Origin of the sequence: Streptomyces sp. NBC_01410 (assembly GCF_045040195.1) — a bacterium.
In the GTDB taxonomy this organism is placed as follows: Bacteria; Actinomycetota; Actinomycetes; order Streptomycetales; family Streptomycetaceae; genus Streptomyces.
The window spans coordinates 2,973,824-2,995,325 of record NZ_CP109530.1; the positions used below are offsets into that span (position 1 = coordinate 2,973,824).

General features: G+C 71.4%; 20 protein-coding genes. 3 read left to right on the forward strand and 17 right to left on the reverse strand.

Annotated elements, in window-relative coordinates:
- Nucleotides 1–21: 21 nt before the first annotated feature.
- The 12 genes from OG741_RS13635 to OG741_RS13690 form a co-directional block, all read right to left on the reverse strand.
- Nucleotides 22–882 (reverse strand): helix-turn-helix transcriptional regulator, encoded by an 861-nt coding sequence (locus OG741_RS13635; protein ID WP_405605548.1) that lies wholly within the window; start codon nt 880–882, stop codon nt 22–24.
- A 332-nt stretch (nt 883–1,214) separates the two neighbouring features.
- Nucleotides 1,215–1,568, reverse strand: a complete 354-nt coding sequence (locus OG741_RS13640; RefSeq protein WP_405597466.1) for an MmcQ/YjbR family DNA-binding protein — start codon at nt 1,566–1,568, stop codon at nt 1,215–1,217.
- Complete coding sequence (locus tag OG741_RS13645) at nt 1,565–2,863, reverse strand: hemolysin family protein (RefSeq protein ID WP_405597468.1); 1,299 nt, start codon at nt 2,861–2,863, stop codon at nt 1,565–1,567. The genes OG741_RS13640 and OG741_RS13645 overlap by 4 nt, the downstream gene beginning before the upstream one ends.
- On the reverse strand, nt 2,860–3,357 hold the full coding sequence (ybeY, locus tag OG741_RS13650; RefSeq protein WP_266476494.1) for an rRNA maturation RNase YbeY: 498 nt from the start codon (nt 3,355–3,357) through the stop codon (nt 2,860–2,862). The genes OG741_RS13645 and ybeY overlap by 4 nt, the downstream gene beginning before the upstream one ends.
- 12 nt (nt 3,358–3,369) lie before the next feature.
- Nucleotides 3,370–4,386 carry a PhoH family protein gene (locus OG741_RS13655; protein ID WP_405597471.1) on the reverse strand — a complete coding sequence of 339 codons (1,017 nt, stop codon included), beginning with the start codon at nt 4,384–4,386 and terminating at the stop codon, nt 3,370–3,372.
- Nucleotides 4,387–4,532: 146 nt separating this feature from the next.
- Nucleotides 4,533–5,642 (reverse strand): carbohydrate kinase family protein, encoded by a 1,110-nt coding sequence (locus OG741_RS13660; protein WP_405597472.1) that lies wholly within the window; start codon nt 5,640–5,642, stop codon nt 4,533–4,535.
- Nucleotides 5,643–5,738: 96 nt separating this feature from the next.
- The gene (locus tag OG741_RS13665) at nt 5,739–7,037 is read right to left on the reverse strand and encodes a glucarate dehydratase family protein (RefSeq protein WP_405597474.1); all 1,299 of its coding nucleotides are present in this window, start codon (nt 7,035–7,037) and stop codon (nt 5,739–5,741) included.
- Nucleotides 7,038–7,337: 300 nt separating this feature from the next.
- Nucleotides 7,338–8,342, reverse strand: a complete 1,005-nt coding sequence (locus OG741_RS13670) for an adenosine deaminase (protein WP_405597477.1) — start codon at nt 8,340–8,342, stop codon at nt 7,338–7,340.
- A 14-nt stretch (nt 8,343–8,356) separates the two neighbouring features.
- On the reverse strand, nt 8,357–9,265 hold the full coding sequence (locus OG741_RS13675; RefSeq protein ID WP_405597480.1) for a ribonuclease Z: 909 nt from the start codon (nt 9,263–9,265) through the stop codon (nt 8,357–8,359).
- Between the two features lie 16 nt (nt 9,266–9,281).
- Complete coding sequence (locus OG741_RS13680; protein WP_266476484.1) at nt 9,282–9,641, reverse strand: histidine triad nucleotide-binding protein; 360 nt, start codon at nt 9,639–9,641, stop codon at nt 9,282–9,284.
- Nucleotides 9,642–9,831: 190 nt separating this feature from the next.
- Nucleotides 9,832–13,029, reverse strand: a complete 3,198-nt coding sequence (locus tag OG741_RS13685; protein ID WP_405597484.1) for a S41 family peptidase — start codon at nt 13,027–13,029, stop codon at nt 9,832–9,834.
- Nucleotides 13,030–13,075: 46 nt separating this feature from the next.
- Nucleotides 13,076–13,603: a hypothetical protein gene (locus tag OG741_RS13690; RefSeq protein ID WP_405597487.1), complete on the reverse strand. Its 528-nt coding sequence runs from the start codon at nt 13,601–13,603 to the stop codon at nt 13,076–13,078.
- Nucleotides 13,604–13,679: 76 nt separating this feature from the next.
- Between OG741_RS13690 and OG741_RS13695 the strand changes: the two genes are divergently transcribed.
- Nucleotides 13,680–14,102 (forward strand): hypothetical protein, encoded by a 423-nt coding sequence (locus tag OG741_RS13695; protein WP_405597489.1) that lies wholly within the window; start codon nt 13,680–13,682, stop codon nt 14,100–14,102.
- Here the strand turns inward: OG741_RS13695 and OG741_RS13700 are convergent.
- From OG741_RS13700 to hrcA, 4 genes are all read right to left on the reverse strand, one after another.
- Nucleotides 14,099–14,842 (reverse strand): 16S rRNA (uracil(1498)-N(3))-methyltransferase, encoded by a 744-nt coding sequence (locus OG741_RS13700; protein ID WP_266476479.1) that lies wholly within the window; start codon nt 14,840–14,842, stop codon nt 14,099–14,101. The two genes, OG741_RS13695 and OG741_RS13700, sit on opposite strands and share 4 nt — an antisense overlap.
- The gene (locus OG741_RS13705; protein ID WP_405597491.1) at nt 14,839–15,912 is read right to left on the reverse strand and encodes a nitronate monooxygenase; all 1,074 of its coding nucleotides are present in this window, start codon (nt 15,910–15,912) and stop codon (nt 14,839–14,841) included. The genes OG741_RS13700 and OG741_RS13705 overlap by 4 nt, the downstream gene beginning before the upstream one ends.
- A 127-nt stretch (nt 15,913–16,039) precedes the next feature.
- Complete coding sequence (dnaJ, locus tag OG741_RS13710) at nt 16,040–17,176, reverse strand: molecular chaperone DnaJ (RefSeq protein WP_405597493.1); 1,137 nt, start codon at nt 17,174–17,176, stop codon at nt 16,040–16,042.
- Nucleotides 17,177–18,202: a heat-inducible transcriptional repressor HrcA gene (hrcA, locus tag OG741_RS13715; protein ID WP_266478854.1), complete on the reverse strand. Its 1,026-nt coding sequence runs from the start codon at nt 18,200–18,202 to the stop codon at nt 17,177–17,179.
- Nucleotides 18,203–18,369: 167 nt separating this feature from the next.
- Here hrcA and OG741_RS13720 point away from each other — a divergent pair, with 167 nt between their 5' ends.
- Together OG741_RS13720 and OG741_RS13725 are read left to right on the forward strand one after the other, a co-directional pair.
- The gene (locus OG741_RS13720) at nt 18,370–19,092 is read left to right on the forward strand and encodes an MBL fold metallo-hydrolase (protein ID WP_405597495.1); all 723 of its coding nucleotides are present in this window, start codon (nt 18,370–18,372) and stop codon (nt 19,090–19,092) included.
- A 10-nt stretch (nt 19,093–19,102) separates the two neighbouring features.
- Entirely contained in the window at nt 19,103–19,924 is an 822-nt protein-coding gene (locus OG741_RS13725; RefSeq protein ID WP_405597498.1) for a DUF3097 domain-containing protein, read from the forward strand.
- A gap of 330 nt (nt 19,925–20,254) precedes the next feature.
- On the opposite strand, the gene hemW is transcribed toward OG741_RS13725, so the two are convergent.
- Nucleotides 20,255–21,487 (reverse strand): radical SAM family heme chaperone HemW, encoded by a 1,233-nt coding sequence (gene hemW, locus OG741_RS13730; protein ID WP_405597500.1) that lies wholly within the window; start codon nt 21,485–21,487, stop codon nt 20,255–20,257.
- Between the last annotated feature and the right edge of the window lie 15 nt (nt 21,488–21,502).

Genomic DNA, 21,502 nt, shown 5'->3' on the forward strand with positions numbered 1-21,502 from the left:
GAGGATACACATACGCACAGGTCAGCCCGCCACCGGATACATCGACCCCCGCCTGCCCTCCGGGCTCGCGAGCCACTCCAGCTTCCGGGCGGTGTCCGCCTCCGGCAGGGGCGTGTGCATCACGATCGCCAGATCCGGACGCGCCGGGACCCGCAGCTGGGTCGCCTCCATGAACAGCGTCCCCACCAGCGGATGCTCCATCTCCTTGCGGACCTGACCGCCGGGCGCGATGTCGCGCCGCTCCCACAGCCCGGTGAACTCCTCGCTGACCGCCTTCGCCTCCTCCACGACCGCCTGGAAGCCCTCGTCGTCCGGGCACTCCGAACACGCGGCCCTGAACTGCGCGACGACATAAGGGGCGTTGTGCTCCCAGCTCGTGGCCCGGGCCCGGAAGACGGGGTCGGTGAAGAAGGCGATCAGACAGTTCTGGACGAGGTCGGGGCGCATTCCGAGGATCATCCCCGCGGCGTCGTTGTACAGGACCGTGTTCCAGTACCGGTCCATGATGTGCGCGGGGAACGGCATCCACGCCTCGATCAGCCTCCGCAGCCCGGCGCACATGCCGGCGTCGCCCGGATCGACCTCGGGCGCGGGCGGATTCAGCCCCGCCAGCACGTACAGATGGCGGCGCTCGGCGCTGCTCAGCCGCAGCACCCGGCCCACCGAGTCGAGGACTTGGGGCGAGACGGTGATGTCCCGGCCCTGCTCCAGCCACTGGTACCAGGAGACACCGACGCCCGCGAGGACGGCGACCTCCTCCCGTCGCAGTCCGGGCGTACGACGACGGGCTCCGCCTGCCGGCAGGCCCGCCTCGGCCGGGCTGATCCGGGCCCGCCTGCTCATCAGGAACTCGCGCAGCTCACCGAGGCGGTACGCCTTCATCGCAGCGTGCTCGGCCGAGGTGGCCACGTACTCCCCCTGTGCGTCCGCGTGTTGGTGCGACCAACAGGATAGGTCGCCCGCGGCGCCGAAACGGAGCGCCTGCGGCGGGCTTCACCCCACCCCGCCCCTTCCCGAACTGGGGCTCCGCCCCAGACCCCTTGCGGGGGCGCTGCCCCCGGACCCCCGCTCCTCAATCGCCGGAGGGGCTGAATCATTCAGCCCGTCCGGCGTTTGAGGACACGCGCGAAGCGCGTACGGGGAGGTTGGGGGTCCCCCCGGACGGAGTCTGGGGGAGGGCGGGGTGGGGGCAACGCCCGCCGCAGGCGAAACCCTCAGCCCCGGTCCAGGCGGAGCCGGACCGCCTTTGGGAGGCCCGCGACCACCAGGTCGTAGGAGTCTTCGATCAGCTCACGGACCAGCCGGTCCGGCAACTCCCCCACCGTCACCGTGTTCCAGTGCCGCTTGTTCATGTGATAGCCCGGCGCGATCCCCGCGTGATCGGCCCGCAGCTGCACCGCAATCTCCGGCTCACACTTCAGGTTCACCTTCAGCGGCTCCGCATCCAGCGCGGTCAGCGCGAAAAGCTTCCCGTGCACCTTGAACACCGACACCTCGGGCCCGAACGGAAATTCCTCCACCGCCGCGTTGAATTCCAGGCAGAACGCCTTCAGTTCCTTCGCCTTCACGCCGCCGCTCCCCCCTCCGGCCGCTTCGGCAGCGGCTCCGCAAGCACCGTCACGATCTTGTTCCGGCGGCCCGCCGGGGACTCCGCCGTCAGGCGCAGCTCGCGGCCGTCCGGCAGGTCGACCACCGCGGACGCGCCCGCGATCGGGACCCGGCCGAGTGCCTTCGCCAGGAGGCCGCCGACCGTCTCCACGTCCTCGTCGTCGAGTTCGTCGAGGCCGTAGAGCTCGCCGAGGTCCCCGATGTCGAGCCGGGCGGTCACCCGGAAGCGTCCGTTGCCGAGTTCTTCGACCGGCGGAAGTTCGCGGTCGTACTCGTCGGTGATCTCGCCGACGATCTCTTCCAGGATGTCCTCGATGGTGACGATCCCCGCCGTGCCGCCGTACTCGTCGATGACGACGGCGACATGGTTGCGCTCCTGCTGCATCTCGCGCAGCAGATCGCCCGCGTTCTTGGTGTCGGGCACGAACGCGGCGGGCCGCATCGCCGTCGACACCAGGTCGGACTCGGAGTCCCGGTTGATATGTGTCTTGCGGACGAGGTCCTTCAGGTACACGATCCCGACGATGTCGTCCTCGTTCTCCCCGGTCACCGGGATCCGGGAAAAGCCCGAGCGCAGCGCCAGCGTCAGGGCCTGGCGGATGGTCTTGTATCGCTCGATGCAGACCAAGTCGGTCCGCGGGACCATCACTTCGCGTACGAGCGTGTCGCCGAGCTCGAAGACGGAGTGCACCATCCGGCGCTCGTCGTCCTCGATCAGTGACTCCTGCTCGGCGAGGTCGACCATGGCCCGCAGTTCCGCCTCGCTCGCGAACGGGCCCTTGCGGAACCCCTTTCCGGGCGTGAAGGCGTTGCCGAGCAGAATCAGCAGCTGCGGGATGGGACCCATGATCCTGGCGAGCGGCAGCAGCACGTACGCCGCGGCCGTCGCGGTGTTCAGCGGGTGCTGGCGGCCGATGGTGCGCGGTGAGACGCCCACGGCGACGTACGAGACGAGGACCATCACGCCGATGGCGACGGCCAGCGCCTCCCAGGTCTCGGAGAACTCCTGCAGGCAGGCGTAGGTGACGAGGACCCCTGCCGCCATCTCGCAGGACACCCGTACCAGCAGGGCGACGTTGAGATAGCGGGTCGGGTCGCCGGCGACCTGTGCCAGCTTGGCGGAGCCGCGGCGCCCGGAGCGGGCGGCCTCGGCGGCGCGGAAGCTGGAGGTGCGGGCGATGCCCGCCTCGGCGCAGGCGGCCAGCCAGGCGACGACGACCAGCAGGATCGCGCCGAAGATCAGTTGGCCGCTCATGAGACGGTCGGCGCCGGGGACGGACCGGAAAGGCCCTTCTCCGCCCGCCAGCCGTCGACGATCGCAGCCTGGAGCCCGAACATTTCGGCCTTCTCGTCCGGCTCCTCGTGGTCGTAACCGAGCAGGTGCAGCACTCCGTGGACGGCCAGAAGCTGGAGCTCCTCGTCCATGGAGTGCTGCGTCTCGGCCTCTTCGCCCTGCTTCTTGGCGACTTCGGGACAGAGCACGATGTCACCGAGGAGCCCCTGCGGGGGCTCCTCGTCGTCCTTGACCGGCGGACGCAGCTCGTCCATCGGGAAGGACATGACATCGGTCGGACCGGGAAGGTCCATCCACTGGATATGCAGCTGCTCCATGGCCTCGGCGTCCACGACGATCACCGAGAGCTCGGAGAGCGGGTGGATACGCATCCGCGCGAGCGCGTAGCGGGCGATGTCGAGGATCGCCTGCTCGTCGACCTCGGTTCCGGACTCGTTGTTGACGTCGATCGACATGGCGCGCTTTTGCTACTTCCCGTTTTGGCTGTCGTACTTCTCGTACGCGTCGACGATACGGCCGACGAGCTTGTGCCGTACGACATCCTGGGACGTGAGCAGCGAGAAGTGCACGTCGTCGACGCCGTCCAGGATGTCCCGGACCTGGCGCAGACCGCTCTTCGTGCCGCTCGGAAGGTCCACCTGGGTGACGTCGCCCGTGATGACGATCTTCGAGTCGAAGCCGAGCCTCGTCAGGAACATCTTCATCTGCTCGGGGTTCGTGTTCTGCGCCTCGTCGAGGATGATGAAGGCGTCGTTCAGGGTCCGTCCTCGCATGTACGCCAGGGGCGCGACCTCGATCGTGCCCGCCGCCATCAGCCGCGGGATCGAGTCGGGGTCGAGCATGTCGTGCAGCGCGTCGTAGAGCGGGCGCAGATAGGGGTCGATCTTCTCGTAGAGCGTGCCGGGCAGGAAGCCCAGCCGCTCTCCCGCCTCGACGGCGGGCCTGGTCAGGATGATCCGGGTGACCTGCTTGGACTGCAGGGCCTGGACCGCCTTGGCCATGGCGAGATACGTCTTGCCCGTACCGGCGGGGCCGATGCCGAACACGACCGTGTGCTTGTCGATCGCGTCGACGTACCGCTTCTGGTTGAGGGTCTTGGGGCGAATGGTGCGGCCGCGGCTGGAGAGGATGTTCTGGGTGAGCACCTCGGCCGGGGTCTCGTCCGACCCGTTGCCGTTCTCGCTCGCCTTGAGCATGGCGATCGAGCGTTCCACTGCGTCCTCCGTCATCGGCTGACCGGTGCGGAGCACCAGCATCATTTCGTCGAACAGGCGCTGGATCATGGCGACTTCCGCCGCGTCACCGACCGCGCTCACCTGATTGCCCCGGACATGGATGTCGGCCGCCGGGAAGGCCTTCTCGATCACGCGCAGCAGGGCGTCACCCGAACCCAGGACCGTCACCATCGGATGCTTGGCGGGGACGGTGAAGTGGGCTCGTGCCTGCCCCGGTGCTGGGCTCTGGGCTGTGGGTGTCTGAGTCATGGGCCGGCTCTGTGGCCTGCACATACCTCCCGTTGCAGGGTTCTCGCTGCTCGACAACCTCTGAGATACCCAGCGTACGACCTGGCACTGACAACACCGAGGGCTTTTCCGAGGGGGTCCCTCCGTGGTCCGTCCGGTGCCACCCCCTAAGCGGAGCGGCCGAAGCCGATGGTCGGGACGGCCCTGCGCAGCGGCCAGGGCCTGGCGGGGGCGGGCAGCAGCGCTTCGAGGAAGGCGTACCGCTGCAGGGCTGCCGGGTCCTGGCCGGCGGCGCCCTGGACGTGCTGCCACCAGGCCGCGATCTCCGACCAGCCGGGCGCGGAGAGTGATCCGCCGAATTCCTGCACCGACAGGGCGGCGGTCAGCCCGGCGAAGGCGAGCCGGTCGGCGAGCGGCCAGCCGGCGAGGGTGCCGGTGACGAACCCGGCCACGAACACGTCCCCGGCGCCCGTCGGGTCCAGCGCCTCCACCGCGATGGCCGGAACCTGGGCGCTCTCGCCGGTCGCCCCGTCCACGGCGCACGCGCCCTCCGCACCCAGCGTGACGACGGCGACCGGAACGCGTTCGGTGAGGGCGTGCGCGGCGGCGAGGGGGCGGTCGGTGCGGGTGTAGCGCATTGCCTCCTCCGCATTGGGCAGGAAGGCCTCGCAGTGCTCCAGATCGGCGAGGTCCTGAGGATCCCAGCGGCCGGTCTCGTCCCAGCCGACGTCGGCGAAGATGCGGGCGCCCTTGCGGGCGGCCTGCGCGATCCAGTCGGCCCGGCCGGGGGTCAGCGATGCGACGGCGGCGCGCGCGGGCGGCGGGCAGTCGGGGGCGGGCTCGGGCGGCGGGGCCTCGTGGCCGTGGGAGACCATCGTGCGTTCGCCCTCGTACGCCATGGAGACGGTGACGGGCGAGTGCCAGCCGGGGACCGTGCGCGAGAGGGAGAGGTCGATGCCCTCGCCCTGTTCGAGGGCGTCCCAGCAGTACTCGCCGTAGTGGTCGTCCCCGAAGGCGGCGGCGAGCGAGGTGCGCAGGCCGAGGCGGGCAAGGGCGGTGGCCATGTTGGCGACGCCGCCGGGGCTCGATCCCATGCCGCGCGCCCAGGACTCGGTGCCGCGGACGGGGGCGGAGTCGAGGCCGGTGAAGATGATGTCCAGGAAGACGTTGCCGGTCAGGTAGACGTCGCAGGCGGGGTCCTCGGGGGTCCGCAGGCCCGCGAGCGGGTCGAGGCAGGCGGCCGCGTGATCCCGTTGCTCACCGTGTCGAGTGCTCACCGTGCCGCTCCTGGTACGTGGTGCAGATCAGGCCAGTCTGCCTGATGGAGCGGCGCGTGTGCGGGTGCGGCGGGTGGTAGCCGGGCCCGTGCCCGGCTACCAGCGCGGGACGGGCGGTGCGGCCCAGCCCGGCTCGGCGACCCGCATCGCCGCCGCGTCGTCGCGTTCGCGCATCGTGCCGTCGTCGTCGAGCCAGCGCCGGTGCAGGCGGGCGAGCTTGTCCCGGTCGAGCTCGACGCCGAGCCCCGGCAGATCGCTGACGGCGAGGCGGCCGTCCTTGAAGTCGAGGCGCTCGGTGATGACGTCCTCGGTCTGCCAGGGGTAGTGGCTGTCGCAGGCGTGGTCGAGGTTGGGGACGACGGCCGCGACATGGGTCATGGCGGCCAGGCTGATGCCCAGGTGCGTGTTGGAGTGCATGGAAAGGCCGACGCCGAACGTCCGGCAGATCGCGGCCAGTTCACGGGTGTTGCGCAGTCCGCCCCAGTAGTGGTGGTCGCAGAGTACGACCTGAACGGCGCCGCGCGTGAAGGCCTCCGGGATCTCGGCGAACGTGGTCACGCACATGTTGGTGGCCAGCGGGACACCGGTGGCGGCCGCGACCGCGGCCATCCGGTCGGTGCCGCTCGCCGGGTCCTCCAGATACTCCAGTACGTCCCCGAGTTCCTCCGCGACCCTCAGCGAGGTCTCGACCGACCAGGCGCCGTTGGGGTCCAGCCGCAGCGGCTGTCCGGGAAACGCCTCCGCGAGCGCCCGTACGGCCGCGATCTCCCGGTCCGGCTCGAAGACGCCGCCCTTGAGCTTGAAGGAGGCGAAGCCGTACTCGCGCGAGAAGCGCCTGGCCTGGGCGACCACGCCCGCCGGGTCGAGCGCCGCGCCCCAGTTGTCCGGCTCCCCCGCCCCGCCCGGGTGTTCGGCCCAGCGGTAGAAGAGATAGGCGCTGTACTCGACGGCGTCGCGCACCTTGCCGCCGAGCAGCGCGTGCACGGGCAGGCCCAGTGCCTTGCCGAGCGCGTCGAGGCAGGCGACCTCGAGGCCGGAGACGACGGAGAGCCGCAGCTTGTCGGCCGTCTGCACCCCGCGCAGTCCACCCGCGTCGACGGCGCCCGCGCCGGTGGCCTCGGGCGAGTCGCCGCACACGAGCTCGGCGAGCCGGTGCAGGCCGTTCACATCGCTGACCTGACAGCCGGGCAGCGCGTCCGCCAAGGGGGCGGCCAGATCGAGGTATTTGGTGTCCCCGTAGGTCTCACCGACGCCGGTGACGCCGTCCGCCGTGACGACTTCGACGATGAGGCGGGGGGTGTACGGCTGGTGCACGCCCTGGGTGTTGAGCAGCGGGGGATCGGCGACGAGGATCGGGGTGAGCCGCACGTCGGTGATCGTGAGGTTGTGCGTCACCGCTGTCTCCCTATGTAGATGGCGTACATGGATGAGAACGTGATCGAGACTAGGTATGGGAGCTGGGGCCGTCAATGGGGCGCCTGCGGCGGGCCTGTCCCCCACCCCGCCCCTTCCCGTAACCGGGGGCGCTGCCCCCGGACCCCCGCGCCTCAAACGCCGGCGGGGCTGAACTATTCAGCCCGTCCGGCGATTGAGGACACGCGCGAAGCGCGTACGGGGGTCTGGGGGCTTGCCCCCAGTTCGGGAAGGGGCGGGTAGGGGAACAAGCCCCGCGCAGCGGCACCGCCCCCGCCCCGCCTACCGCCCGAACTCGTACGCCTCCACCTCCGCGATCAGCCCCGCCCTCCGCCCCTCGTCGTCCTCCAGAAACGCCGCCACGAACGAGTTCCGCGCCAGCTCCCGCAGCGCCCCCTCGTCCAGCCCCAGCGCCTCCCGCACCGCGTAGAACGTCTCGCCGACATACCCCCCGAAGTACGCCGGGTCGTCCGAGTTCACCGTGCACAGCAGGCCCGCCGCCATCATCCGGGGCAGCGGGTGGTCCTCCAGGGTGTCGACCGCGCGCAGGCGGACGTTCGACAGGGGGCAGAGCGTCAGCGGGATCCGCTCGCGGACCAGGCGTTCCACGAGTTGGGGGTCTTCCATGCAGCGCAGCCCGTGGTCGATGCGTTCGATGCCGAGGACGTCCAGGGCCTCGGTGATGTACGACGGCGGGCCCTCCTCGCCCGCGTGGGCCACCCGGCGCAGGCCGAGCGCCGCCGCCGCCTCGTAGACCTCGCGGAACTTCGACGGCGGATGCCCGACTTCCGCCGAGTCGAGGCCCACGGCCGTGATCCGGTGCAGATACGGCTTCGCGGCCGTGAGCGTCTGCATCGCCGACTCGGCGGACTCGTCCCGCAGGAAGCACATGATCAGCCGCGTCGAGATGCCGTGCCGCTCCTCGCTGTGGTCCAGCGCCCGGGCCAGCCCTTCGATCACCGTGCCTAGCGGGACGCCGCGCGCGGTGTGCGCCTGCGGGTCGAAGAAGATCTCCGCATGCCGTACGCCCTGCTCGGCGGCGCGTGCCAGATACCACTCGGCGAGTTCGGCGAAGTCGTCCTCGGTGTGCAGGACGGTCATCAGGCCGTAGTAGAGGTCGAGGAAGGACTGCAGATCCTCGAAGAGGTAGGCGCGGCGCAGCGCCTCGGTGTCCTTGTACGGCAGCTCCACGCCGTTGCGCGCGGCCAGCGCGAAGGCGAGTTCGGGTTCGAGGGTGCCTTCGATGTGGAGGTGCAGTTCGGCCTTGGGGAGGGGCTGGACGGACACGGCTCTCGCCTCGTTCACTGGTGGCGTTTGGGGAGGGGGACGCGCAACAAGTCTTGGGCGATGGTCAGTTCGCCCTCGAACCCGGCCGCCCGTGCCTGCCGTTCGAATTCGTCCGGGTCGCTGTAGCGCTGTGAGAAGTGCGTGAGAACCAGATGCCGCACTCCCGCGTCGCGGGCGGCCCGCGCGGCCTGCCCGGCGGTCAGGTGGCCGTGGTCCGTGGCCAGTTGTTCGTCCTCGTCGAGGAAGGTCGATTCGATGACGAGCATGTCGCAGCCGTCCGCGAGCGCGTGCACGCCGTCGCAGAGGCGGGTGTCCATGACGAAGGCGAACCGCTGTCCCCTGCGGACCTCGCTGACCTCGGCCAGGGTGACGCCGTTCACCTCGCCCTCGCGCTGGAGCCGCCCGACGTCGGGGCCCTTGATGCCGTGCTCGGCAAGCTTCTCGGGCAGCATCCGGCGGCCGTCCGGCTCGGTGACGCGGTAGCCGTACGACTCGACGGGGTGCGAGAGCTTGCGGGCGTCCAGGGTGTACGAGCCGTTCTCGGCCAGCACACCGTCGGCGACGACGGGGGCCTGGATCAGCTCGACGGTCTCGCGGTAGGCCGTCGCGTACCGCAGCCGGTCGAAGAAGCGCTGCCCGCTCGCCGGATAGTGAGCGGAAACCTCGTGCGGGACCCGGTCGAGGTTGATGCGCTGGATCACCCCGGCGAGGCCGAGTGAGTGGTCGCCGTGGAAGTGCGTGACGCAGATCCGGTTGATGTCGTGCGCGGCCACCCCGGCCCGCAGCATCTGGCGCTGGGTGCCCTCGCCGGGGTCGAAGAGTATGCCTTCGCCGTCCCAGCGCAGCAGGTAGCCGTTGTGGTTGCGGTGGCGGGTCGGGACCTGACTGGCGGTGCCGAGCACGACCAATTCACGTACGGACAAGGCGAGTCGGCTCCCTTTATCCCGGGGGCCATTCGAGGCCGCGGCCGCCCAGCAGATGCGCGTGGGCGTGGAAGACGGTCTGGCCCGCGCCGCTTCCGGTGTTGAAGACGATCCGGTATCCGGCGCCGTCGACCTTCTCCTCGGCGGCGACCTCGCCCGCCTCGCGCAGCACATCGGCGGCGAGCTGCGGCTCGGCTGCGGCGAGCGAGGCGGCGTCGCGGTAGTGCGCCTTGGGGATGACCAGGATGTGGGTGGGGGCTTGGGGATTGATGTCGCGGAAGGCGACGATCCGCTCGGTCTCCCGCACGACGGTGGCGGGCACCTCCCCCGCGACGATCTTGCAGAACAGGCAGTCAGCCTGCGGTTCTCCCGCCATGCCGGGATCCTCCTCGCGTGGTTTCACTACGACTTGCATCGTATCGAGTGACCGGGTTCGCGGGCGCCGTGGGCCAGGGGGCGTTGACGGTTGCTGTCCGGTGGTGGGCTTCGCGGGCGAGCCGCAGAGCGCCGCCCCCAACGCCGGGCGCCGTCCGATGAGGACCGGCGCCCGGCGTCGCAGAACAGCCCTACGGCAGGTCCGGAGGAGTCTTCGCCGGGTTCTCGGACAGCACCGCGAGCGCCATCCGTACCGCCTCGTCCAGCTGCGGGTCACGCCCCGCCGCATGGTCCTGCGGCGTCATCACCACCTCCACGTCCGGGTCGACGCCGTGGTTCTCCACGCCCCAGCCGTATCCCTCCAGCCAGAAGGCGTACTTGGGCTGGGTGACGAGCGTCCCGTCCACCAGGGAGTACCGGCTGTCGATGCCGACGACGCCGCCCCACGTGCGCGTCCCCACCACCGGGCCGATGCCGAGCGCCTTGATCGCCGCGTTGACGATGTCGCCGTCCGAGCCCGAGAACTCGTTCGCCACCGCGACGACCGGGCCGCGCGGCGCGTCCTGCGGGTAGCTGGACGGCTGCATCCCGCGCGGCAGGTCCCAGCCCACGATCCGGCGCGCCAGCTTCTCGACGACGAGCTGGGAGGTGTGCCCGCCGCGGTTCTCGCGTACGTCCACCACCAGCCCCTCGCAGGCCACCTCGATCCGCAGATCCCGGTGGATCTGGGCCCAGCCGGGCGCCTGCATGTCGGGGACGTGCAGATAGCCGAGGCGGCCGCCGGACTTCTCGTGGACGTAGGCACGCCGGTCCGCGACCCAGGCGTGGTAGCGCAGCGGCTCCTCGTCCGCGAGCGGTACGACGACGGCGTGGCGCGGATCGCCGCCGCCCGCCGGGGAGACGGTCAGTTCGACGGGCTTGCCCGCGGCGCCCACGAGCAGCGGTCCGGGCCCGGCGACGGGGTCCACCGGCCTTCCGTCCACCGCGAGGATCGCGTCGCCCGGGCGGACCGCGACGCCGGGCGCGGCGAGCGGGGAGTGGGCGTTCGGGTCGGACGTCTCGGACGGCAGGATGCGGTCGATGCGCCAGGCGCCGTCCGCCGCGCGGGAGATGTCCGCGCCCAGCAGGCCCTGGCGGGTGCTCGCGCTTCCGTACCCGCCGCGCGGCATGACGTAGGCGTGCGAGGTGCCCAGCTCGCCCTGCACCTCCCAGAGCAGATCCATCAGATCGTCATGGGTGGCCACCCTGGACAGGATCGGGCGGTAGCGGTCCAGCACGCCGTCCCAGTCGGTGCCGCCGAGGTCCGCGCGCCAGAAGTTGTCGCGCATCAGCCGCCCGGCCTCGTCGTACATCTGCCGCCACTCGGCGGCCGGGTCGACGCTGCCGCGCACCCGCGAGAGGTCGACGGTGATGTTGGAGTCGCTCTCCTCGTCGCGTGAGGCCCTGCGGTCGCTCGGGACCACCTTGAGCTTGCCGTCGGTGTACAGCAGCACCCGCTTGCCGTCGCCGCTGACGGAGAAGCTCGTCGCGTCCGGGGCGAGCTCCTCGATCCGCTGCTGGACGAGGTCGTACCGCTCCAGGGCGGTCTGGGGCCCCGGGTCGTCGGGCGTCGCACGGGTCGCGCCGAGGACGCCGCGCAGCGGGTGACTCAGCCACAGCAGTCCGTCCTTGGCGGCGCGCAGCGTGGAGTAGCTGGCGGCCTCGACGGGGAAGGGCACTATCCGGTCGGCGAGCCCTTCGAGGTCGATACGGGTCACGGGGACGCCGCTGTCCTCGCCGTCCTGCCGTCCCTGGTCCTTGTCCGTCTCGAACGCCCGGCCGTGGCGCTGCGGCCCGAACGGCGAGGGCGTGGTGGCCGCCAGCGTGATCAGGTGCGGGCGGCAGCCGCGGACGAAGGCCAGGTCGAAGACATGCGTGTCGTAGACCGGGTCGAAGGCGCGCTCGGAGAGGAACGCGAGGTGCTTTCCGTCGAGCGTGAAGGCGGGCTGGTAGTCGCAGAAGCGCAGCGGGGTCGCCTCGGCGACCGACAGATCGGCGGTGTTGGCGAGCTTGAGCTGACGCAGCGGGTCGGGTCCCGCGTGCGACCAGGCGAGCCAGCCGGAGTCGGGCGAGAAGGCGAGGCCGGTGGCGTCGCCGTGCTCGCTGCGGTCGACCTCGCGGACTTCGCCCGACTCGCGTTCGACGAGCAGGACGCGGCCGTCGTGCGAGGCGACGGCGGCGCGGCTGCCGTCCGGTGCGACGGCGAGGCTCAGTACGCGGCCGAGACGTCCCGCGCCGAGCCTGCGGGGTGTCGCGCCGGGCGCGGGGCCGGTGGCCGGGGCGAATTCGAGTGCGTCCTCGCCCTCGGCGTCGGTGACCCAGACGACCTGTTCCTCGCCCTCGACACGGAAGGTGCGGGGCAGGCGGGCCCGTACGCCGGGCTCCGCGGCGAGCGCCCGCGCGGGCCCCTCCCGGTGGGTGACCCAGTGGACCGCGCCGCGGACCTCCACGGCGCTGCCGCGGCCCGTGTGGTCGGGGGTCGCGGTGCCGAAGTGGCGGTCGGCCTTGACGGGGTGCGGGCGCAGATCGGTGCGCTGGCCGCCGAGGCGGATGTCGAGGCGGCGCGGCTCGGCGGCGTCCAAGCCGTCGAGGAGCCACAGTTCACCGGCGGACGCGTAGACGACGCGGGTGCCGTCGGTGGCGGCGTGGCGGGCGTAGAAGCCGTCGAGGGGGGTGTGCCGGCGCAGGCCGGAGCCGTCGGCGGCCGACGAATAGAGCGCGCCGGTGCCTTCGTGGTCGGAGAGGAAGGCGATCCGGTCCCCCACCCAGAGCGGGTACTCGATGTTCCCGTCGAGCTCCTCGTGGAGGCGTACGAACTCGCCCTCGCCGTCCCGGTCGATCCACAACTTGCCCGCGGTGCCGCCCCGGTAGCGCTTCCAGGCGGCAGCCTCGCGGCCCATCGTGGCGGAGAGCAGCACGGTGTGCGGCCCGTGTGCCACATCGCCCACGGGCCCGTACGGCAGGACGGCCGCGGGCCCGCCGTCGAGCGGCACGGCTCGCGCCCAGGTGCGGCGCAGCGAGGCCTGGGCGTGGGTGGTGATCGCGAGGACCTGGCCGTCGGCGGTCCAGCCGCGGACGGACGTCTTGTTGCTGCCCCAGTACGTCAGGCGGTTCGTCAGGCCGCCGTCGACGGGCGCGAGATGCACCTCGGGGGCGCCTGCCCGCTGCGAGGACCACGCTATGTGCGTGCCGTCGGGGGAGATCCTCGGATGGTTCACCGGAACGTTGTCGGCGCTGACGCGCCACGCGCGCCCGCCGTCGAGCGGGGCGACCCAGACGTCGTCCTCTGCGGTGAAGGCGATCAACTCGCCGTGGACATGCGGATACCGGAGGTAGGCAGGGTGCGTCACACCGTCACCCTAGGCAGGTGGCCGCCGCCCGGTCACGGCTTTCGGATCACTTGCCCGGCGGGTCGGCCGTCTCGGTCACGGTCACCGTGACGGTGACCGTGGGACGCGCCGGCCCGCCCGGCGGCCGGGTTTGCGGCGTACTGCTGGGCGCGGCACTGCAGTTGCCGAGCACGCTCGCCTCGAAGACGACCTTTCCGCCGACCTTCGCGACGAGACGACCGCGTACGCACCTGCCGGAACGCTCGTCCGTCACCTTGCCCTTGAGCGTGATCTCCTGGCCGGATTCGGTCTCACCGTGACAGTCGACGGTGGCTACGCTCGGCCTCGACGGCGAGGCGGAGGCGGTGACGGGCGCCTTGCCGTCGTCGATGTTCGCCGTACAACTGAGCCAGCGCACCTTGAAGCCGATCCGCTCCAGGGTGCTGGTCGCCGTCTTGTCGGTGGTGACCGCGACCGCGACGGAACTCAGCCCGCCGGTCGACGGCTCACATGCCGCAACCCCTGCAACTGCCGCCCCCGCAGCGCAGATTGCCGCGAGGGTGCGCGGGTGGAGTACGCGTCTCAAGGCCCCCATGAGAGGCAGCCTCCCACTGTGTCACCGGCTGCGGTAGTCCGGTTGCCGCCACTCGTGAACACCGTAGGGTGACGTCATGGGAGCGAGCCGGAAGGTCAGGCGCCTCGTCGTCGGCGACACCATCCATCTGTGGTCGGTACGGCACCGCCACCACGACAGCACCGGCGAACACTGCGCCGAAGTGCTCTCCCTCGCGCGCGAGGGCACACAGACGCGGCTGCGACTGGTCTTCCGGGCGGGTCCGGGGCGGTTCACACCCGATGCCTACGTCCCCTCGGGCACGGTGGCGGACGACCGGGACCACTGGCTCAACCTGCATGAACCCGGCGTCGTACGCCGCTTCGTGGACGAGGCCGAGGCCCGCGGCGTTCTGCCGGCAGACGGCAGGACGGTGGAGCTCGACGGCTGGCCACTGTTCGACGCGGTGGTGAGCCGGAACCTCTCAAGCCCGTTGGGGGTCCCCCCGGACGAAGTCTGGGGGAGATTGAGGACAAGCTAGGACCAGCGGCCGGTGCGGCCGAGCAGGAGCGCCGTCGCCGCCGTGCCCGCCGTCGACGTGCGCAGCACACTCCGGCCCAGCCGGTACGGCTTCGCGCCCGCCTCGGCGAATGCCGCCAACTCCTCCGGGGACACGCCCCCTTCGGGGCCCACCACCAGCACGATCGAACCCTCCGCTGGCAGCTCCGCCGTCGCCAGCGGCTCTGCGCCCTCCTCGTGCAGCACCGCCGCGAAATCCGCTTCGGCCAGAAGTGACGCAACCTGCTTGGTCGTTGCCGCGTCCGCGACCTCCGGGAAACGGAGCCGGCGCGACTGTTTGCCCGCCTCGCGTGCCGTCGCCCGCCACTTCGCGAGCGACTTGGCAGCCCGTTCGCCCTTCCACTGCGTGATGCAGCGCGCGGCGGCCCACGGCACGACCGCGTCGACTCCGGTCTCCGTCATCGTCTCGACGGCGAGTTCACCGCGGTCGCCCTTGGGCAGCGCCTGGACGACGGTGATACGGGGCGTCGGCTCCGGTTCCGTCGGGAACTCCCGCGGTTCGACGATCAGCCGGTCCTTGCCCTCGGTCCGTACGACGACCCCCGCCGCCCCCCGCCCGCGGCCGTCCGTCAGCACGATGTCCTCGCCGGGCTGCAGCCTGCGTACGGAGACGGCGTGCCGCCCCTCGGGCCCGTCCAGGGTGACGGTCGCCCCCGGGCCGACGCCCTCCAGCGAGTCGACGAGAAAGACCGGCGCGGTCATCGGGAACCGCCCAGCGCCAGCGCGGCGCGCGCGGAGTCCGTTTCGGCGACGAGGACGTCGACCAAGCGGCCGGCGGGCAGCTCACGCGCCAGCCGGTGGCCCTGCCCGGCCCACAGCGCCATGCCCTGCGCGTCGCCCGTCTTGGCCGCGGCCTTGCGCAGGCCGCTGGTCAGGTGGTGCACCTGGGGGTACGCGGCGGGCGCGTACGGGCCGTGCTCGCGCATGAAGCGGTTCACGAGGCCGCGGGCGGGCCGCCCGGAGAAGGCGCGGGTGAGTTCGGTGCGTACGAACAAAGGATTCGTCATGGCCTGCTTGTGCAGCGCGTTCGCACCGGACTCGGGGCAGACCAGGAACGCTGTGCCGAGCTGCGCGGCGACCGCCCCCGCCGCGAGCACGCCCGCGATCTGGCCGCCGCGCATCAGGCCGCCTGCGGCGATGAGGGGAAGCTGCACGGTCTCGCGGATCAGCGCGATGAGCGAGAGCAGACCGATCCCGGCGCCGTCGGACTCGGGGTCGTCGCGGTGGGTGCCCTGGTGGCCGCCGGCCTCGATGCCCTGCACACACACGGCGTCGGCCCCGGCCCACTGCGCGGCCTGCGCCTCTTCGGGCGTGGTGACCGTGACGACGGTGAAGGTCCCGGCCTTGGCGAAGGAGTCGAGCACATCGCGGGTCGGGCAGCCGAAGGTGAAGGAGACGACGGGCACGGGGTCGTCGAGGAGGATGGCCAGTTTGGCCTCGTAGCCGTCGTCGCGCCCGGAGTCGGGGTCGCCGAGAGGAGTCTCGTACCAGGCGGCCTCACCGGCGAGCTGATTCCGGTAGATCTCGACGGCACCGGGGTCGGCGGTGTTGGGCTGCGGCATGAAGAGATTGACGCCGAACGGCTGCGCGGTGAGCCCGCGCACCTGTTTGACCTCCTGGTACATGCCGTCCGCGGTCTTGTATCCGGCAGCGAGGAACCCGAGCCCGCCGGCTTCGGACACGGCGGCGGCGAGCTGGGGGCAGGATGCGCCGCCCGCCATGGGGGCCTGCACGATCGGATGACGGCAAAGATCGGTCAGTGCGGAGGACATGCAGGCATGGTGCCATGCCGCTCGCGGCCCATCGAATCGGGCGTTCCGCAACGGCCGCGGTTGCGGGCCGCTGTCCTGAAAACGCCGGAGGGGCTGAAGATTCAGCCCCTCCGGCGTTCGAGAGGGCCTAACGCCCGTTGAACGCGTCCTTCAGGCGGGAGAACAGTCCCTGCTGCCCCGGCTGGAACTGACCCGTAGGCCTTTCCTCGCCGCGCAGCTTCGCCAGGTCCCGCAGCAGCCGCTCCTGATCCACGTCCAGCTTCGACGGGGTCATCACCTCGACATGGACGATCAGGTCGCCACGGCCCCCGCCCCGCAGGTGCGTGATGCCGCGCCCGTGCAGCGGGATCGACTGGCCGGACTGGGTGCCCGGGCGGATGTCGACCTCCTCCACGCCGTCCAGCGTCTCCAGCGGGCACTTCGTGCCCAGCGCCGCCGCCGTCATGGGGATCGTCACCGTGCAGTGCAGATCGTCGCCCCGGCGCTGGAACACCGGGTGCGGCAGCTCGTGGATCTCGACGTAGAGGTCGCCGGCGGGGCCACCGCCCGGGCCGACCTCGCCCTCGCCCGCGAGCTGGATGCGCGTGCCGTTGTCGACACCGGCCGGGATCTTGACCGTCAGGGTGCGGCGGGACCGTACCCGCCCGTCGCCCGCGCACTCGGGGCACGGGGTCGGGACGACCGTTCCGAAGCCCTGGCACTGCGGGCACGGCCGCGACGTCATGACCTGGCCGAGGAAGGACCGCGTCACCTGCGAGACCTCACCGCGGCCGCGGCACATGTCGCAGGTCTGCGCCGAGGTACCCGGCGCCGCGCCCTCGCCCGAACACGTCGTACAGACGACGGCCGTGTCGACCTGGATGTCCTTCGTCGTGCCGAAGGCAGACTCGTTGAGCTCGATCTCCAGGCGGATCATCGCGTCCTGGCCCCGCCGCGTACGCGACCTGGGGCCGCGCTGCGAAGCCGTACCGAAGAACGCGTCCATGATGTCCGAGAAGTTCCCGAAGCCACCGGCGCCGAAGCCGCCCGCGCCTCCGCCGCCCGCCTGCGAGAGCGGGTCTCCGCCGAGGTCGTAGACCTGCTTCTTCTGCGGGTCCGACAGCACCTCGTACGCGGCGTTGATCTCCTTGAAGCGCTCCTGCGTCTTCGGGTCCGGATTCACATCCGGGTGGAGTTCACGGGCAAGCCGGCGGAAGGCCTTCTTGATCTCGTCCTGGGACGCGTCGCGGCGTACGCCGAGTACGGCGTAGTAGTCCGTGGCCACTTACGACTCCGCCAGGATCTGTCCGACGTAACGTGCCACTGCGCGTACCGCTCCCATCGTTCCGGGGTAGTCCATGCGGGTCGGTCCGACCACGCCGAGTTTGGCAACTGCCTCGTCGCCCGAACCGTAGCCGACCGCGACGACGGACGTGGAGTTGAGGCCCTCGTGGGCGTTCTCATGACCGATCTTCACGGTCATGCCCATGCCGCCCGCTTCCTTGGCCTCGCCGAGCAGCTTGAGGAGCACCACATGCTCCTCGAGAGCTTCGAGCACCGGCCGGATCGTCAGCGGGAAGTCGTGTCCGAAGCGCGTGAGATTGGCGGTACCGCCGATCACCAGCCGCTCCTCGGTCTCCTCGACCAGGGTTTCGAGCAGGGTCGAGAGCACCGTGGAAACGGTACCCCGGTCCTCCGCCTCGAAGGAGTCGGGAAGGTCCTGCACCAGCTGCGGCACATCCGCGAAGCGGCGCCCGACGACCCGGCTGTTGAGCCGGGCCCGCAGGTCCGCGAGCGAGGATTCCGCGAAGGGCGCGGGGCAGTCGATCATGCGCTGCTCGACCCGTCCGGTGTCCGTGATCAGCACGAGCATCAGCCGGGCGGGCGCGAGGGAGAGGAGCTCCACATGCCGGACGGTGGAGCGGGTCAGCGAGGGGTACTGGACCACCGCGACCTGCCGGGTCAGCTGCGCCAGCAGCCGCACCGTACGGCCCACGACGTCGTCGAGGTCGACGGCTCCGTCGAGGAAGTTCTGGATGGCACGGCGCTCGGGCGACGACAGCGGCTTGACGCCGGCCAGTTTGTCGACGAAGAGCCGGTAGCCCTTGTCCGTGGGGATACGCCCCGCGCTCGTATGAGGCTGGGCGATGAACCCTTCCTCCTCCAGCACCGCCATGTCATTGCGGACGGTGGCCGGGGAGACCCCGAGCTTGTGACGCTCCGTGAGCGCCTTGGAGCCGACGGGCTCCTCGGTGCCGACATAGTCCTGGACGATGGCGCGCAGCACCTCGAGTCTGCGTTCGCTGAGCATCGCGCACACCTCCAAGCTGTGATTCCTCGGTGACCGCTTGGCACTCGATGCGTACGAGTGCCAGCATTTCCCCGTGCCAGTGTACGGCCGTGGGGTACATCCCTAGCAAGGGCGGCCGACCACGCCACCGAGCGACAGTGCTGGTCGGTTGCGGATAGCGTCGCGGTATGGACGTCAGTTGGGAAGACTTCGGCTGGGAGCGGCTGGCCGACGGGGTGGGGCGCCGGCGGCTTCCCGGCTGGGACGCGACCAGTGGTTTGATCGCCGGAGAGGACGGTGTCCTCCTGTACGACACCGGCTCGACACTGCGCGAGGGGGCCGAGCTGCGGGCCCAGGCGCAAGCCCTGCTCGGCGGCCGACGGGTGACGCATATCGCACTGAGCCATCCCCACTTCGACCATGTGCTGGGCACGGCGGCGTTCTCGGGCGCGGAGGTGTACGGAGCGGTCGGCATCGCCGAACTGATGCGGCGGGAGCGGGACGAGATCCGCGACAGCGCGGTACGGCACGGGGTCACCGAGGCCGACGCGACGGAGGCGGCCGACGTGCTGGTGGCGCCGCACCATCTGGTGTTCGGCGAGTGGACGCTGGACCTGGGCGGCCGCCAGGTGCTCCTGGCGAACATCGGCCCCGGCCACTCGGGCCACGATCTGGCGGTCCTGGTGCCCGGCAGCCCGGAGGTCGTCTTCTGCGGCGACCTCGTGGAGGAGTCGGGCGAACCTCAGGCGGGCCCGGACGCGATGCCCTCCCGCTGGCCCGCGGCACTGGACCGGCTGCTGTCACTGGGCGGCGAGGACGCGGTGTACGTACCGGGGCACGGCGCGGTCGTCGACGCGGCGTTCGTACGCGCCCAACGCGAGTTGCTGGCGGCGCGCTTCGGGGTGTCGTAGCGTCTGGCGAATGCGCAGCTACAGCCCGGATCTGACCCCGCCCTGGAAGAAGTCTCAGCCCGCGCCGGAGGTGCCGGCCGAGCACGATCTGGTCGTCGAGGAGGTCGGTACGGGCTTCTGCGGTGCGGTGATCCGCTGCGAGAAGACGGCGGAGGGGCCGACGGTCACTCTGGAGGACCGCTTCGGCAAGCACCGGGTGTTCCCGATGGTCCCGCGGGGCTTCCTGCTGGAGGGCCGCGTCGTCACCCTCGTACGCCCCTCCGCCGCCGCTCCGGTGCGCCCGGCCCGCACCGCGTCCGGCTCGCTCGCGGTCCCAGGGGCGCGTGCGCGGGTGGCGCGGGCGGGGCGCATCTATGTCGAGGGCCGCCACGACGCGGAGCTCGTGGAGCGGGTGTGGGGTGACGACCTGCGGATCGAGGGGGTCGTCGTCGAATACCTGGAAGGCATCGACGACCTCCCCTCGATCGTCCGCGAGTTCGCCCCTGGCCCGGACGCGCGCCTGGGGGTGCTGGTGGACCATCTGGTCCCGGGCTCGAAGGAGTCCCGCATCGCGGCGGAGGTCACGGGCGAGGACGTACTGGTGGTGGGCCACCCGTACATCGACGTGTGGGAGGCGGTGAAGCCCTCCTCGGTGGGCATCAGCGCGTGGCCGTCGGTCCCGCGGGGCCAGGACTGGAAGACGGGGGTCTGCCGGGCGCTGGGCTGGCCGGAGAACACGGGGGCGGCGTGGCAGCGGATCCTGTCGGCGGTGCGGTCGTACAAGGACCTGGAGCCGGAGCTGCTGGGGCGGGTGGAGGAGCTGATCGATTTCGTGACGGCGGCGGAGGTGTGACCCGGGGGTTGTTTCCCCACCCCGCCCTCCCCCTACGGCCTGGCGGCCGTGGGAGGTACCCCCATCGCGTAACTGGGGGCGAAGCCCCCAGACCCCCGCCGGGGCTTCGCCCCGGACCCCGAATGCGACCTTCGGCCGCATGTCCTCAAACGCCGGACGGGCTGAATGATTCAGCCCCGCCGGCGATTGAGGCGCGGGGGTCCGGGGGCGGAGCCCCCGCACGGGGTCTGGGGCGGAGCCCCCCACGCGGCGGAGCCGCAAAATGTCACAGCGGGAAGGGGCGGGGTGGGGTGAAAGCCCGCCGCAGGCGCACCCCGCGCCACCGCACCCCTAATCCACCAGGTCCCGCACCACCGCGTCCGCCAGCAACCGCCCCCGCAGCGTCAGCACCGCGCGTCCCTCCCCGTACGGCCCCGCCTCCAGCAGGCCCTCCGCCAACGCCCGCCCCGCCGCCGCCAGCCCCGCCGGCCGCAGCAGCGACAGTTCGCAGCCCTCGCGCAGGCGCAGTTCCAGGAGCACCCGCTCCACCCGGCGGTCCTCCGGCGCGAGCACCTCGCGGCCCGCTCCCGGCGACCGGCCCTCCGCGAGCGCCGCCGCATACGCCCCCGGGTGCTTCACGTTCCACCACCGCACCCCGCCGACGTGGCTGTGCGCTCCGGGGCCGGCGCCCCACCAGTCCGCGCCGCGCCAGTACAGCTCGTTGTGCAGGCACCGGCCGGCCTGTGAGGTCGACCAGTTGGAGACCTCGTACCAGTCGAAGCCCGCCTCCGCGAGGACCGAGTCCGCGATCAGGTAGCGGTCCGCATGGACGTCGTCGTCGGTCATCGGCACTTCGCCGCGCCGGATGCGCCGCGCCAGCTGGGTGCCCTCCTCCACGATCAGCGCGTACGCCGAGATGTGGTCGGGGCCGGCCCCCACCGCCGCCGCGAGGGACGCGCGCCAGTCGTCGTCGTTCTCCCCCGGCGTGCCGTAGATGAGGTCGAGGTTCACATGCCGGAAGCCCGCCGCCCGCGCTTCCGCGACGCACGCCTCGGGCCGCCCCGGCGTGTGCGTACGGTCCAGCACCTTCAGTACGTGCTGCCGCGCGCTCTGCATCCCGAAGGACACCCGGTTGAAGCCGCCCTCCCGCAGCTCGGCCAGGTACGCCGGATCCACCGATTCCGGGTTCGCCTCGGTGGTGATCTCCGCGTCGTCCGCGAGGCCGAACTCCTCGCGTACCGCCGACAGCATCCGTACGAGATCCGAGGCGGCGAGCAGCGTCGGCGTACCGCCCCCGACGAAGACCGTCTTCACCTGCCGCGGGTCGTCGCCGAGCACCTTGCGGGCGAGGCGGATCTCCTCGGCGACCATCGCGGCGTAGTTGTCGCGGGAGGCGAGGACGCCGCCCGAGCCGCGCAGCTCGGTCGCCGTGTAGGTGTTGAAATCGCAGTAGCCGCAGCGCGTCGCGCAGTACGGCACATGCAGATAGAAGGCGAGCGGCCGGCCGGCGGCCTCTTCGAGGGCGGATGCGGGCAGCGCCCCGTCCTCGGGCATGGGCTCACCATCGGGCAGTACGGAAGGCATGCCTCCCATTGTCCG